Consider the following 14,287-nt stretch of genomic DNA (forward strand, 5'->3'; position numbering starts at 1 on the left):
GCCCTCCACGCCCGAGAGCACCCCGACCCCGTCACCCTCCCAGAGCACGAGCGCCGCCCCCACGGCGGCGCCGAGCACCGCGCCGTCCCCGGCCGGCGGCTCGGAGCTGGCCGAGACCGGCGCCGGCTCCAGCACCGGCGTGATCGCCGGCGCCGCGGCAGCCCTGGTCGTGGTCGGCGGCGGCGCCCTGTACGTCGGCACCCGCCGACGCGGGGCGAACTCCGCCCACTGATCATCTGCGGCCCGGCAGCCGGCGGGAGGGTGCTCACGACCGTGAGCGCCCTCCCGCTTCTTTCGGCAGGCCACTACGCGGCGAAACCGATGGTGCTCACGACGAACCCGGCGCGCGTGTCGAGCCGTCGGGCGTCGGCCTCGTGCCCTCGCATGCCACGGGCTTCGAACCTGCCGCACTCGATGTCGCGTTCCGGCAACCTCGGCAGGTCGGTTCGTGTGTGCCGAAGTCTGACGAAGTCCCTCTTCGCGTCGCCGCTCGGCACGGCCCGAACAGGTAGAGAAAATGCCCTTCGGGTCACTCTTCGGTGGCCTCCGTGCACCCGCGGCCGATGATGTGGAGGGTTGCGAGGTGACATCCGGGGCCTACCGGAACCCACACATCGTCGCCCGCTACGACTCCGCGATCCGCGCATATCCGCACTGACGCCGATCGCCTGTGGCATGGCTCCAGAACCGCATTCGATGGGAACACGGTGACCGACCCCTCCCCCTACGTTTCCGACCGTCCGGCGTCCGGCTGCCCCGTGGTCGGCAACTCCGCCGCGGCACAGCTGTACGGTCCGGACTTCGCCACCGATCCGCGTATGACGTACCACTATCTGCGGCGCTTCGGTCCGGTCGCCCCTGTCGAACTCGCTCCCGGCGTCGAGGCCATGCTCGTCACGGACTACGACGCCGCCCTGCAGGTACTGCGCAGTCCCAAGACGTTCGTCAAGGACGCGCGACGCTGGCAGGCACTGGCCGAAGGCAGGGTGCCACCCGACTCCCCCGTCCTCGCGATGATGGAGTGGAAGCCCTCGTCCCTCTTCGCCGACGGCGAACGCCACCGGCGGCTGCGCACCGCGGTCCGCGAGAGTATCGACCGGCTGGATCAGCACACCCTGCGCAAGTACGTCACGCGGAGCGCGGACAAGCTGATCGACGGGTTCGGGCCGGCCGGACAGGCCGACCTGATGCGTGACTACAGCGCTCTGCTGCCACTGCGGGTGTGCATCGCCCTGGCAGGTTTTCCCTCGTCGTACGAGGACATCGTCCTCGCGGCGACAGCCGGGGTGATGAACGCGTCCGGTCCCGAAGCGGCTCGCCTGAGCGAGGAGTTCCTCGGGCATCTGTACGACCTCGTCGCCCACAAGCGCCGACAGCCGGGTGCTGACCTCACGTCCTGGCTGATGGCGCACGAGGCGGGTCTCACCGATGACGAGCTGGTCGGCGAGCTCTACCTCCTCATCGGCGCGGGAACTCAGCCGGAACAGGCGTTCATCGGCAATGTCCTACGCCTGCTGCTCGTCGACAGGCGCTTCGCGGGAGATTTCTACAACGGGACCATGGGAGTGGAGGAAGCACTCGACGAGGTCCTGTGGGTCGATCCGCCCATGGCCAACTTCAGCGTGCACTTCGCCCTGCACGACGTCCACCTGGGCGGTGTTCTCGTCCCGGCCGGAGTTCCCACCCTGATCAGCCATGCGGCCGTCACGGAACAGCTGTCGATGCTTCCGGGGCAGCGCATCGGCAATCGCGCGCACCTCGCGTGGGGTGCGGGCCCGCACGCCTGCCCGGTCCAGGACGAGGCACGGATGATCGCCGCCATCGCGGTGGAACGGCTGCTGGACCGGATCCCCGACATGGCGCTGGCCGTCCATCCTGACGGGCTGCGCTGGAGGCAGGGCCCTTTCGCACGCTGCCCCGAGTCCCTCCCCGTGTTCTTCCCTCCGGACTTCTCCGCCCTCGCCGAGGACTCGGCCCGAACCGCCCCACCCGGCTGGGGTTCGGCCCTCGCTCCCGCAAGGCCGAACGAAGACAGCGACCAGGGCTCGAACGGCGACTGGCGCCGACGCTTCTGGGCGACCATCTCGAGAAATGGCGCATGAGCCTGAACGCGTCGCTTCGCCATGGCCATGGCCGCATCCACGATGACCCTCTCGCCCGCCGGCCGCGGTACACCGAACGCATCGGTGCAGTGGGAGATGACTGACGCCGTCAAGGCTCCCCCACCCGGCTCAGCAGCTGAGCGACAAGCCTCCGGGACTGCTGCGCCCCGGTCGGCGGACGTACACGCGAGTGTCCGCGCCAGGGCTTCAGTCGGTCGACTCCTCCAGCCTGAAGCCCACCTTCAGACCCACCTGCCAGTGGGCGACCTCCCCATCCGCGATCTGGCCGCGCACCTGTGTCACCTCGTACCAGTCCAGGTTGCGCAAGGTCTGTGTGGCGCGACGGATGCCATTGCGGATCGCCGCGTCGACGCCCTCTGGCGACGAGCCGACGATCTCCGTGACACGGTAGGTGTGGTTCGACATTGAGACGCGCTCCTCGAAACAGTGACCGGCACTCCAGGTCCGCGCGACGCACGGCCTGATCACTCCACCGTGCCCCATGGACCACCGATGCGTGAGGCAACCTCCGCTCGGCGCCGTCCCGTCCTTCAGTCATCGGGCCCGCAGCAGCCCCGGACCCATACGCGCGAAGTCCCCTGTCGCTCACGGCAGGGGACTTCGCAGCGCGTCACCGCTCCTCGGACGTACCGTCCGAGTTGCGCTGGGCTTGGTGGTCGTTGAGGATGCGCAGCATCTTGTCGAACTCGGTGTCGCTCATCTTGCGAATGAGATGATGTGCGACGTACCAGCCGTCGTGGTACGGCAGTTTCGGCAGCGCCCTCTCCCCTGCACCGGAGGCGAAAGTACCGGGCGCATCGTCACTGCGTGGGTCCGGAACAATGTCGGCCGGACGGGACTCTCCCCGCCCGGACTCGATCGCCTCGGACGACGTATCCGTGATTACGGCGTAATCACTCGTAGCTGTTTTCAGCGCCTCCTGAGGGACAGCTTCGTAGCCACCGCCCTCGCCGTCCGAAGTCTTATGGGCAGGCACAGCCGCGTGCACGGGCTCAGGCTCGGGGACGGGGGCAGCCGCGTGCACGACCTCAGGCACGGGGACAGGGGCAGCCGCAGGCTCCGGAACGAGAGCGGGCTCCGGTCGCTCAGTTCGTTCCGACTGCTTCTGGGAGGCCTTCGCGCTCTCGGCAGCAGCACGCTGCTCCTTGAGCACCTGAAGCGCGGCCTCCTGCTCCGCGACGGGCTTGCTGCCAACCGCGCGCAGCAGTTCGATCGGCTCTTCACCGATACGCTCCTGAAGTTCAGGAGCGAGGCTGAGCAGTGCCAGCCGCTGGGACACCCAGCCCTGTGAACGGTGCAATTGCTTCGCGAGAGCGCGCTGGCTGCCGTACACGTTCAGAAGTCGCTGCAGAGCCCGAGCCTCGTCGATCTCGCTGAGGTCGTTGCGCATGATGTTCGCGATCAGTGCCGACTGCAGAAGCTCGTCGGCATTGTTGCCCTGCTCGTCGCTGACCATTACCGCCACGGTCTCCAAGCCGGCCTCGCGTGCTGCGGCGAGACGGCTGCTGCCGTCGATGACGACGTAGGCGGTGTCGGGTTCGAGGTCGGTTTCGCGCTCAGGATTGGCCTTGAGGTAGGCATCGCGGTTCATCACCGTGATGGCCTGCTTCTGCCCGTGGCTCTTGAGGCTGCCCGCGAGGTCCGTCAGGTCGCCGAGGCTGGAGCGGGGGTTGTCGGGGTTGGGACTGATGCGCGACGGAGGGAGGTGCGTCGGAGGGGCCACGCCGTCGGTGGGGACACCCGTGGCGGCAGCCACCGCCTGTCGGCGCGCGCTGACAGGGCGCACTCCCCCACCGAACCGGCCTGCACCGAGCTGGTCGGCCTTGCTCACAGCACCTCCCGTGCGAGTGCGCGCATGCCGACCGCCTGCTGGGACTTGGGCGCGTAGGACAACAGAGGTTGCTTCACCCGGACTGCTTCCTTCTGTTCCTTGAGGTCACCGATGAGGCCCACGACTCGCGGATCCTTTATGTCGACCCATCCCTGCAAGGACGAAGTCGCGATGTATCCCCGGCGCGAGTCGTACAGGTTGACGACGATACCGAGATAGTCGATGTCGACCTGAAGGTCGCCCCGCAGATCGTCGATCTGGGTGGTGAGGAGATCGTAGGCGTCCGCCGAACTGTCCTCTGCCTGGACGACGATGAGGGCTCCGGACTGGCCGGTCTTCTCCCCCTCGCGGCGCCGACCATAGTAGGCGGCGGCGTCCATGCTGAGGCCGAGGCTGGGCGGGCAGTCGACGATGATTACGTCGTAATCAGTTTCGAGCGGTGCGAGCGCCCGTTCCAGGGCGGCTTCCCGGGCCCGTACCGCGGAGAGGCGGACGTCGAGCAGGAAGGCGTCGTTGCAGGCAGGCAGAAGATGCAACCGGTCCCCGAAGTGCTCCTCGTCGACCGAGATGATCAGGTCGCGGAGATTGCCCTTCGGGTCCCCCGCCATGTGGTTGGTGAGACTGTCGCCGTTCATGGGCAGCGGCGTTCCACCGAGTTGGTTGGTGAGGTGGCACTGAGGGTCGAAGTCCACCAAGAGAATCCGCAGGCCGGGGCCGGGCAGGTTCTCGATGTCGAGCGGGCTTTCGTCCGGCTCCGTCTCATCGCCGTACGTCTCACTGGCCCGCAGGGCTTTGGTGAGAGCCTTCGCCACGCGCACGGGGTGAAGGGTGTTGGCGTCCTCGGCGAGCGCTTCCCCGAGACCGGCGGTGATCGCCGTCTTGCCGACTCCGCCCTTCTGGTTGCAGACGATGATCCGGCGAGTGACATCGGGACGCGCGACGTCCGGAGTGGGGTTGGAGTCCAGCCAGAGCTGCACCGACTGGGCGAGCCCCTGAATGAGGGACACACGGCGATCGGTCGCAATCTCGCGGAACTGCTCCCACTGACCGGGAGGAAGGAACGTGGAGAAGGAGTCGGCACCTGAGGTGTCGACGTTGGCCGTTGCCGAAGCCAGGCTGCACCAGTCGCTGATGCCTTGCTCGACCGCGGTCTGAATCTCGATGCCGTGCTGGGCGGCTCTGATTTTGAGGGCTTGCCGGAGCCAGGCCGGCAGCTTGGAGACGACCTTCTCGCGGTCGCTGGACGAAGCTGGCGAAGTCATGAAGGACACCATACTAACGCTCATGATCAAAAGCTGCACCGACACGTTAGTTAGACAAAGTCGGTTGCTTTGATGCGGCTCCCGAGGTGATTACGCCGTAATCACTCAAGCCGAAGTCTCTCCCCTGAACCGGCGCATGTCTCACTCTTCATGCGTCACATTGCCCAGGCTGTCCCAGAGTCGTCCCCTCGGGGCGCCTTTGGGACAGCGACCAAACGTCGACCGGCCCCGCCGTACCCAGACCCGCGCTGAACCAGGCCTCCCAACCGACAGGCTGCGGACAGCCGCGCGCTGGGAGGGTTGCGTCCATGGAGGTGGTGTACGGGTTCGACCTGATCCGGTGGTTTGCTCCGGCATTGGGATGGTGCTCGCATAGATGAACGGTCACCGGCTGATCTTCGAGGTGTCGAACCCCGAAGGAGACCAGCACGATGACCGCACCCCGCAGTCTGCCCCTGCACGCCCTCGCCGAGGACAACCTCGCCGCGGCGAGTCCCGATCTGCTGCGCGCGGTGGTCAAGACGTTCGCCGCCGCCGTGATGTCTGCGGAGGCCGATGTCCTCTGCAACGCCGAGTACTGGCAGGTCAGCGACGAACGCGTCTCCCACTCGCAACGGCTACCGCCCTCGCGAGTGGGACACCCGCGCAGGAACCGTCGAACTCGCCGTCTCCAAGCTGCGCCAGGGCAGCTACTTCCCGCACTGGCTCCTCGAACGGCGCCGGCGGGCCGAGCAGGCCCTCGTCTCGGTGGTCGCCACCGCCTACCTGCTCGGCGTCACCGCACGCCGGGTCGAGAAACTCGCCGAATCCCTCGGCGTCACCCAGCTGTCGAAGTCACAGGCCAACGCGATGGCCAAGCATCTCGACGAACAGGTGGCCGCGTTCCGCAACCGGCCACTGGACGCGGGCCCCTACACATTCGTCTGGATGGACGCGCTCACGCAGAAGGTCCGCAAGGGCGGCCGCATCATCAACGTCCACGCACTCATTGCGGTCGGCGTCAACGCCGACGGACACCGCGAGATCCTCGGCATCGACGTCGCCACCGCCGAGGACGGCGCCGGCTGGCTCGCCTTCCTCCGCTCACTCATCGCCCGCGGCCTGCCCGGCGTCCAACTGGTCATCTCCGATGCGCACATGGGCCTGGTCAATGCGATCGGCGCCGCCCTGCCCGGCGCGAGCTGGCAGCCATGCCGAACTCACTACGCCCGCGCGTTGCTGTCCCAGGTGCCCAAGTCGGCGCAGCCGTGGGTGGCCACGCTGCTGCGGACCGTCTTCGAACAACCCGACACCGACGCCGTCAAAGCCCAGATGAGGCACGTCCTCGACACCCTGGAAGCCAAGTTCCCCAAAGCCGCAGCTCACCTTGATGCGGCTCAGGGCGACGTGCTGGCGTTCACCGCATTCCCGCGCGAGAGCTGGCGACAGATCTGGTCGAACAACCCGCAGGAACGGCTGAACAAGGAGATCCGCCGCCGCACCGACGTGGTCGGCATCTTCCCCGACCGCACCGCCCTGATCCGCCTGGTCGGTACGGTCCTGGCCGAGCAGAACGACGAGTGGACCGAGGCCCGCCGCTACATGGGCCGCGAACTCCTCGCCAAGACCCGCCTCCACCCGATCGAGTCACAAACCGACGACACCGCCCTGCCCACCGAACTCACCGCATAGCCTCAAAACGAGATCGCCGAGTGGCCGTCAATACACCACTCCTGCGGACGTGACCGCTGGGAGATGGACGAGATCCCACGGATGAGCCGATGCCTGTGGTGATTACGGCGTAATCACCACAGGCATCGGCTCATCCGTGCCAGGGAAAGTGCTGCGGTCACAGCACTCCCCCTGGGCCGGAGCGGACAGGGCGCCTGCCCAGCCCCCTGCGGTGTCAGGGCGCTTTCCTGCCGCGCTCAGAGCTTTGCTGATCCGCTCGACCTCAGCCGGAGAGGCGTCCCGATCAATCTGTGCTTGAGTGCGTCGTGGACCGCCGGGTGGCTGTCGGTGTGTGGGGGAGAGGCAGTGTCGCCCCGAGCCGACCGCAGCCACGGTTGGAGACGTCAAAGCTCAGGAAGCGGCAATGGGTCATCGTCCGCGTGGACTCCAGCCGTCCCAGTGCAGACTCGGCTGAGTCTGGTTGGCTTCGTCCGGACCGAAGCGAGCCCGCGCCCTTGCCCGAGGCCCCGGTGATTACGCCGTAATCACTCAAGCGCAGTGAGCTGGAGTTGGCGGAACCACCCACGCGATACGCATCGTCCAGCGCCGCGGCCTGGAGCCGGGCGGCCTTCGAACACGGCGCGTTCGGGCAGGTACTCGCCGCTGCCGGGACACTGGAGGTCACCGCCCGTCTCGGGATTCGCTCGCCGGACCGTCCTGCGTGGCAGAAGTACCGACACTGGCTCACAGTTCAGCCGTCGCTGACGCGTGGTAGGTGATTACGGCGTAATCACCTACCACGGCGATCCAAGCCCAAAGAGGGTGTGCCCGCAGGATGCGGATGGTGGGCGAAGTACGAATCGCCCACAGCCTCATGACGATCAGTGTGCGTTGCTTGATCACAGATGGGGCTGACCGACAGACAGATTCGGGCCGACGGACGGGGGAGTGGGGGAGCGACGGCTCGGGATGTCCCAGCACGGAGCAGCCGTCGTGCGCCCCGGCCGGCTACGTGCTCCTGACTCGGTCCCGTGCCGCCGTGATCGGCCGAGGCAGGGCCCGGAGAGGTTCAGGCCTCGGTGACGAGTTCGGCCGCGGCCGCATACGCAAGGCGCGCGTCTTCCGTCGTTACAGCCGGGCGGGCAGTGCCGCGTTCGGTCTTCCGAAGCTCCCGCACCAAGGCCCGAACGTAGGTCTGCAGGCTGACGAACTGGGTGGGGGTCTGGCAGTTCGGCAGTACGGCTTCGATCTCATCGAGCCAGTACGTGACCTCGTCGTCGTCATCGAGTCCCGCCCGGTGTTCCACGAGTCTCCTGGCGACCGGCTCAAGCAGGGCGTGCCGGCGAGTGGCCTCGGCTGTCACACGCCGCTCTGCTGCCGCTCGTGCCGATGCTCGTCGTTCCGCTTCGAGTACCGCTTCCGGAGTGCGTCGCAGCGGCTCGTTCTCCTGCTCGGTGTCCGCGATGACAGAAGCCCGCAGGCGCAACGCCTTGTTGTAGGCCGCGCTCGGAGCCCTCACCGCGAGAGCGGGTGCCAGGTCCGACCACTCGACGGCGGCTCTCCTGGCATCCTCGACCGCCCTCCGCTGATGGATGTCGGCTCGCTCACGTAGGTACTCCCACAGCTGGACCCTCGCGAGCGCCGAGGTTCGCCGGGCCTCCTCGTTCTTCAACGCCTCTGAGTTGGCCTCCAGATACAGCAGTGCCCCGTACAACTCCTCATCCGCAGGCATTCGCTCGATGTTGCCGTCCTCAGCGAGCTCATGGAGCTGACGGAGCTCCCCGACGATTGCCGCGCTGTCTATGCGACCGATACGCACAGGGGCTCTGTACAGGGGCTTCTTCGGATCGTTCGGCTTTCGTGTGGAGCGCGCCATGCTCACAGTGTGCCTCGAGAACAGTGATTCACATTCTGTGAATCACTCAATTCGATCGAGGGAAGGGGTCACTTCCGCGCCCCCCTCACCTCCTTGAGCCCCTGGCGAGCCAACCCCGCCTGCATCAGGCGGGGTTGGTGCGGACCCGTCAGGACCAGGAACAGTCGGTCTCCGCCCTGGCGCTCTCCATCTCAAAGGCGGAGGCATCCAATTGGTAGGTGGGCAGCTCCCGGTGCGGGCTCGCGGGAGCCTGGCGTGGTCTGACGCCACCTCTCCCACACCACCTGGTCCGCGTCTTGCCGGATGGTGACGTACGGCGCGCCACAGCACGCCTCTCTGCAGCAGGCCTCAGCGCGTTGCACCTAGCCGGGGTCCCTCTCGGCTCGCAGCGGGCCCGGGGCCGGACTGCCGCCACCCCCAGAGCCGCTGTCCGCAGAACGCCAGGGACAGTCGTACCGACGTCGGCAGAGGGAGACGGGACCGACGGGACTCGGTCGGTGCAGTCGACGGAGCCGGCGGGGGGTGCACCTATCTCTTTGGTCAAGGTGAACGGGTGTTGTTTCAGAGCCTCTGGAACGATGTGCCTCGTGGATGCTGATGAGGCGGTGGCGGTGGGCGGGGACTGACCGGAGTGCATGGGCGTGGTGAGCGAGCGCCTGCGTTGCTGTGTCTGTGGAGGGTCGACAGATGGTGCCGAGGACTATGTGCTCGTCGAACTGACGGCACAGTGCTCTGACGCTCGCCAATGGCTGGGTGCGCATGCGGAGCACCTGAACTCCGTATTGGCAGAAGGCTTCTCCGTGGAGGTTCACCAGATCTAGGGGCTCGCTCGCTGACGGGCCTTGGTGCCGTCACATCGCTCCGGATGTCCGGGGTTCGTAGAAGGTTCCGTCGCGGAGCATCGCGAACAGGACGTCGGCCCGTCGTCGGGCGAGGCAGAGCAGGGCCTGGGTGTGGTGCTTGCCCTGGGCGATGTGAGGTCGGTTCGGGGCGCCCTGCCAGCATTGCTGCTGGTGGGTTTCCCCGAACCGCCTCCCGAACCCGGCGTGCCCGTTTCCGAGCACCGGGCTCTCCACAAGTCCCCTTCGACAGCCTTCGGGTCCTTATCCCTTGGTGGGCCAGGGTGAGGGGATCACCCCTCCCCGGTATCGGTAGCGCGTCGTGCGCACCTTTGCCGGGTCGAACAGAGTGATGTCCTCAGTGGTCGGCCACCATCCACCGCTGCAGTAACGTCGGCGGAGATCCTTCCAGGTGATCCGGCGGTGTTTGCGCCTGATCCAGCGGATCGCCTGTCCCCAGACGAGCTGGCGCAAGAACTGGAACGTGGCGCTGGAAACGCCGGGCCGGAAGTAGGCGCACCAGCCTCGCAGCATCGGATTGAGCTGACGCAGCAGGGCCGGTAGCGGCTGGTTGACGTCTGTCCGGCATACGGTCTTGATCTACCTGGCGACGGTCCTCACAGACTTCTTCGCCGGGTAGGTGTAGACGTAATGCCGATCGGTGCCTCGCTTGCGGTGACGTTGGATGCGCCATCCGAGGAAGTCGAGGCCCTCGTCGATGTGGGTGATCCTCGTCTTCTCCATCGACAGACGCATGCCCATCGGCGCGAGGACCGCTGCCACCTCCTCGCGCAGCACTTCGCAGTGTTCACGAGTCCCGGCTACGAGCACGAGGAAGTCGTCCGCGTAGCGGACCAACCGGAGGTTGGGTTCGCCACGACGGAGCCGCGTCCTGCGTCGGTCCGGAGAGGTGCCAGGTCCGCCCGGCCGGTTGGCGACGTACTCGTCCAACGCAGTCAGGGCGATATTGGCCAGCAGCGGGGAGAGGATGCCCCCTTGCGGAGTGCCGGTGCTGGAGTCCTTGAGCTGGCCGCCTTCGGTGAGGATGCCTGCCTTCAGGAATGCCTGCACCAGGACCAGGACGCGCTTGTCGCCGACACGTCGACGCACCCGGTCCATCAGGGCCGCGTGGTCGATGGTGTCGAAGCACGCCTCGATATCGCCCTCGACCAGCCACTCGTAGGAGTAGCTGGCCAGGAAACGAGTCTCGGCGACGGCGTCATGAGCCCAGCGCTTCGGACGGAACCCGTAGGAGCACGGGAGGAAGTCCGCCTCGAAGATCGGCTCCAGCAGCAGCGGCTTCTCTGGCCGTGCGCGCTCCCTTGTTCCCCCGCACCCGATCCCACGCCACCAGAAGGAACGCGGGATCGGCCACGAGGTTGAACAGATCATCGAACCGGCGATCAGGATCGTCGGTTGCCCAACGGTGCAACTTGGTCTGGATCTCCAGTACCCGGCGTTCGGCCTTCATCAAGGCCCACTCCAGAGCGTTGGTATTCACCAACGGCCTCCTGGCATTCCAATCTCCTCCTTGCTGACTTGCTGGTCCCCTTCGCCATGTGCCGGGCTTTCCCCGGCTCGGACTACTACGGGACCTCCGCCCTGCCCCACGGCCCTCGGCCGGCAACGGGCCTGCCCCCATCCGGGCTGGCTGCCCGGCAGTCGGGGCGACCGGGGACAGTTCCCACGTTCACCACACAATCGATCGGCCGGGGAGGCACCCAGCTATACCCCGACGGCATCGCCACACCTACGCCGCAGACATTCGGTGTGGCCTCCCCACCAGCAAAAAGATCTGGCTTCGGAGTCGGTCCAGTCCCCGAAGGGACAGCACCGTGCACCGCAACCCAGCCCATATCCACCAGATTTGAGCCGGTACTACGCTTACGGGGCGTCATCCACTGGTTCACTCTCGTTGTACCTTCCGGCCTTGCTCACCGGACCCGGCTGGTCTGGTAGTTCCCAGTCGTCCCGACTTCGTCAGGGCTGCTTTCCGCCCTCCCCGGCGTTCCCCGGATTCGACTGCCCTCGGCTTCTACCCGGCCGCTGCGACGGCCCGGCGGTGGAGAGCTCTCACCTTCACTCGATTTGCGTGACGCTTCGTGGCGCACATTCCTGTCGTAGTAGGCCCGGGACGCCGGGTCGCTCAGGGCGGCGACCGCGGAGAGAAAGAAGGCCCGTTTGAGCTGCTTGTTTCCCCGTCTGGAGGGCTGTTCGCCGCGGATCGAGGAGCCCGAGCTCCGGGTCGCAGGGGCGAGACCCGCGTAGGCGGCGAGATGGCCTGCGGTCGGGAAGGTGCTGCCGTCGCCGACCTCGATCAGAATCCGGGCTCCGGTCCTGACGCCGACTCCTGGCATGGACGCCAGGACCTTCGAAAGAGGATGGGCCTCCAGGAGTTCCTCGATCCGCCCGGCCAGCAGCTTCCGCTGATCAAGGACAGCGGCCAGGGATTCGGCGAGGTTCGGGACGATCAGCGCGGCCGCCTCGGTCCCCGGAACGGTCACGGTCTGCTCGTCCAGCGCGGCGAAAATCTCCTCGACCAGCCGCTCGGCCATCCCCAGCGCCTTCGGCCGCAGTAGGGTGACCAGCCGCCGACGGCCCGCTTTGCCTATCTGTGCCGGGGAGTCGAACCGTTCCAGCAGCGTGAGGACGGCCGGTGCTGCAAACGCGGCCCCAGCACCTGTTCCAGCGAGGGATGGATCTGGGCCAGCAGACCGTGCAGCCGGTTCGCGACCCGGGTGGCCTCGCCGGCCAGGTCGTCGTCGAAGCCGACGACCATCTCCAGCTCGGCGATCCTCTCGTCCTCGCCATCCATGGTCCTCAGCGTGTGCGGCATCGCGCGGGCCGCATCGGCGATGACGAACGCGTCCTTTGCGTCCGTCTTCGCCTCACCCGGATAGAGGTCGGCAATCCGACGCATCGTCAGCCCGGGCAGGTAAGCGACCGGGCAGCCCATGTCCCGCGCGACCGCCAGCGGCAGGGCCCCGATCGAGGCCGGCTGGTCGACCACGACCAGGACAGTGCCGAACTTCTCGCTGAGCTTGTCGAAGATCTGCCTCAGTTTCGGTTCGGTGTTGGGCAGTTGCTTGTCGAAGACCTTCTTGCCAGCCGGGGGGGTGCCTCTATGTCCTTCGTCAAGGACGTGGTGGTAGGTATGCGGTTGTTTGTGGTGGTCATGCAGCGATGGTGACGGCGGGGGTTCTGGACTCGTAGAAGGTGCCGTCGCGGAGCATGGCGAACAGGACGCTGATGCGCTGGCGGGCGAGGCGGAGGAGGGCTTGGGTGTGGGTCTTGCCGCGGGCTCTTTGCCGGTCGTAGTAGGTGCGTGAGGCGGGGTCGGCGTTCATGCAGGCGAAGGCGGAGAGGAACATCGCGCGTTTGAGCTGGCGGTTTCCGCCGCGGGGTGCGTGTTCGCCGTGGATCGAGGTTCCCGACGACCTCGTGGTGGGGGCGAGGCCGGCGTAGGAGGCAAGGTGGGCGGCACTGGGAAAGCCGCTTGCGTCGCCGACGGTGACCAGCAGGACGGCGGCGGTCCTGACTCCCACTCCGGGCATGGAGGTCAGGACCGCGTGAAGAGGGTGGGCCTCCAGCAGGCTGCTGATCTGGGCTTCCAGGGCCCGGCGCTGGTCGTGGACCGTGGTGAGCGAGGCGGCCAGAGACGGGATCACGATGTCGAGGGTGCCCGTCCCGGGGACCACGACGCTCTGTTCGTCGAGGGCGTCGAAGATGTCGTCGATCAGCCGGGCCGCCATGCGCGGGGCTTTGGGCCGGATCACCTCGACGAGTCTGCGGCGGCCTGCTTTGCGCAGGGCTGCCGGGGATCCGTGGCGTTCGAGGAGCCAGGTGACGGCGGGATGGCCGAGGCGGGGGCCCAGGACGCGCTCCAGAGAGGGGTGGAACTGGGTGAGCAGGCCGCGTATCCGGTTGCTGGTGCGGGTGGCCTCGGCCGCGAGGTCCTGGTCGAAGCCGGTGAGCACGGTCAGCTCGGCGGTGATCTCGTCGGTCAGCTCCAGCGAGCGCAGAGTGTGGGGCATCGTCCGGGCCGCGTCCGCGATGACCGCCGCGTCCTTGGCGTCGGTCTTCGCCTCGCCCGGATACAGATCGGCGATCCGTCGCATCGCGAGTCCGGGCAGGTAGGCGACCTGGCAGCCCGCGTCCCGGGCAACGGTCAGGGGCAGGGCGCCGATCGAGGCGGGCTGGTCGACGATCACCAGGACGGTGCCGAACTTGGCCTTGAGCTTGTCGAAGACGGCCCGCAGCTTCGGTTCGCTGTTGGGCATCGGCTTGTCAAAGACCTTCTTGCCGGCCGGGGTGAGCCCGTGGCCGTGGTGAGCCGTCTTGCCGACGTCCATACCGAGGAAGACGCCCACATCTTCGGTGTCTAACATCGCACCCTTCCCAGGTCATTGCTCCTGCCGGCCTCGGCGGTGGCACCGTGCTCGCGCATCCACGTTATGTAGACCTGCCGCCCACGTCTGTGCCCGGCATTGCGCCGGACCGGGCGGTGGCCGGACCTCTCATCAGCGTCTCCGACGGCACCTCCCGAGCCCGGTGACACCACCCCCCAGGTCATCCGATCCAATGCCGTTGCTTTTGGGGTGTGCGTGCTGTTGAGCCATGCGTGTTGGTGTCGCGTCTGGAGCGGCTGGGGTTGGGCATCCTGACTCGGTCGTGTCCTGCTGAGTTGGTGGACCGGGTCGTTGCTG

General features: G+C 67.1%; 9 protein-coding genes and 2 pseudogenes. 3 read left to right on the forward strand and 8 right to left on the reverse strand.

All coding sequences use genetic code 11. From position 1 onward, the window contains the following. Both FNH09_RS36795 and FNH09_RS36800 read left to right on the forward strand, forming a co-directional pair. Positions 1 to 232, forward strand: a 232-nt coding sequence (locus FNH09_RS36795; RefSeq protein ID WP_152894232.1) for an LAETG motif-containing sortase-dependent surface protein, incomplete at its 5' end; no start/stop codon positions are given. Positions 233 to 707: 475 nt separating this feature from the next. Further along, entirely contained in the window at positions 708 to 2,102 is a 1,395-nt protein-coding gene (locus FNH09_RS36800; RefSeq protein WP_152894233.1) for a cytochrome P450 family protein, read from the forward strand. Between the two features lie 207 nt (positions 2,103 to 2,309). Here the strand turns inward: FNH09_RS36800 and FNH09_RS36805 are convergent, their stop codons facing one another. From FNH09_RS36805 to FNH09_RS36815, 3 genes are all read right to left on the reverse strand, one after another. Beyond that, entirely contained in the window at positions 2,310 to 2,528 is a 219-nt protein-coding gene (locus FNH09_RS36805) for a dodecin (RefSeq protein WP_152894234.1), read from the reverse strand. Between the two features lie 205 nt (positions 2,529 to 2,733). Continuing rightward, a complete protein-coding gene (locus FNH09_RS36810; RefSeq protein ID WP_162469659.1) occupies positions 2,734 to 3,954 on the reverse strand; it encodes a ParB/RepB/Spo0J family partition protein in 1,221 nt (406 codons plus the stop codon). After that, on the reverse strand, positions 3,951 to 5,216 hold the full coding sequence (locus tag FNH09_RS36815) for a ParA family protein (protein ID WP_152894238.1): 1,266 nt from the start codon (positions 5,214 to 5,216) through the stop codon (positions 3,951 to 3,953). The genes FNH09_RS36810 and FNH09_RS36815 overlap by 4 nt, the downstream gene beginning before the upstream one ends. 431 nt (positions 5,217 to 5,647) lie before the next feature. On the opposite strand from FNH09_RS36815, the pseudogene FNH09_RS36820 reads away from it, so the two are divergent. Then, a pseudogene (locus FNH09_RS36820) lies at positions 5,648 to 6,887 on the forward strand (IS256 family transposase). A 1,048-nt stretch (positions 6,888 to 7,935) separates the two neighbouring features. Here FNH09_RS36820 and FNH09_RS36825 read toward each other — a convergent pair. From FNH09_RS36825 to FNH09_RS36855, 5 genes and pseudogenes are all read right to left on the reverse strand, one after another. Next, positions 7,936 to 8,742 (reverse strand): hypothetical protein, encoded by an 807-nt coding sequence (locus FNH09_RS36825; RefSeq protein ID WP_238427324.1) that lies wholly within the window; start codon positions 8,740 to 8,742, stop codon positions 7,936 to 7,938. 1,103 nt (positions 8,743 to 9,845) lie between these two features. Beyond that, a complete protein-coding gene (locus FNH09_RS49955; RefSeq protein WP_338017803.1) occupies positions 9,846 to 10,181 on the reverse strand; it encodes a group II intron maturase-specific domain-containing protein in 336 nt (111 codons plus the stop codon). Continuing rightward, entirely contained in the window at positions 10,182 to 10,973 is a 792-nt protein-coding gene (locus FNH09_RS36840; protein ID WP_338017802.1) for a reverse transcriptase domain-containing protein, read from the reverse strand. Between the two features lie 722 nt (positions 10,974 to 11,695). Continuing rightward, a pseudogene (locus FNH09_RS36850) lies at positions 11,696 to 12,762 on the reverse strand (IS110 family RNA-guided transposase); the annotation flags it as partial. After that, the gene (locus FNH09_RS36855; protein ID WP_152894237.1) at positions 12,755 to 13,969 is read right to left on the reverse strand and encodes an IS110 family RNA-guided transposase; all 1,215 of its coding nucleotides are present in this window, start codon (positions 13,967 to 13,969) and stop codon (positions 12,755 to 12,757) included. The gene FNH09_RS36855 and the pseudogene FNH09_RS36850, both read right to left, overlap by 8 nt. Positions 13,970 to 14,287: the final 318 nt, after the last annotated feature.

The sequence above is a fragment of the Streptomyces adustus genome, from assembly GCF_009377175.1.
GTDB classification, from domain to species: domain Bacteria; phylum Actinomycetota; class Actinomycetes; order Streptomycetales; family Streptomycetaceae; genus Streptomyces; species Streptomyces adustus.

Coding starts and splice junctions, on each gene's coding strand:
- FNH09_RS36855 (WP_152894237.1), bottom strand. CDS start 13,969: ATGTTAGACACCGAAGATGTGGGCGTCTTCCTCGGTATGGACGTCGGC.
- FNH09_RS36825 (WP_238427324.1), bottom strand. CDS start 8,742: ATGGCGCGCTCCACACGAAAGCCGAACGATCCGAAGAAGCCCCTGTAC.
- FNH09_RS36805 (WP_152894234.1), bottom strand. CDS start 2,528: ATGTCGAACCACACCTACCGTGTCACGGAGATCGTCGGCTCGTCGCCA.
- FNH09_RS36815 (WP_152894238.1), bottom strand. CDS start 5,216: ATGACTTCGCCAGCTTCGTCCAGCGACCGCGAGAAGGTCGTCTCCAAG.
- FNH09_RS36840 (WP_338017802.1), bottom strand. CDS start 10,973: ATGATCTGTTCAACCTCGTGGCCGATCCCGCGTTCCTTCTGGTGGCGT.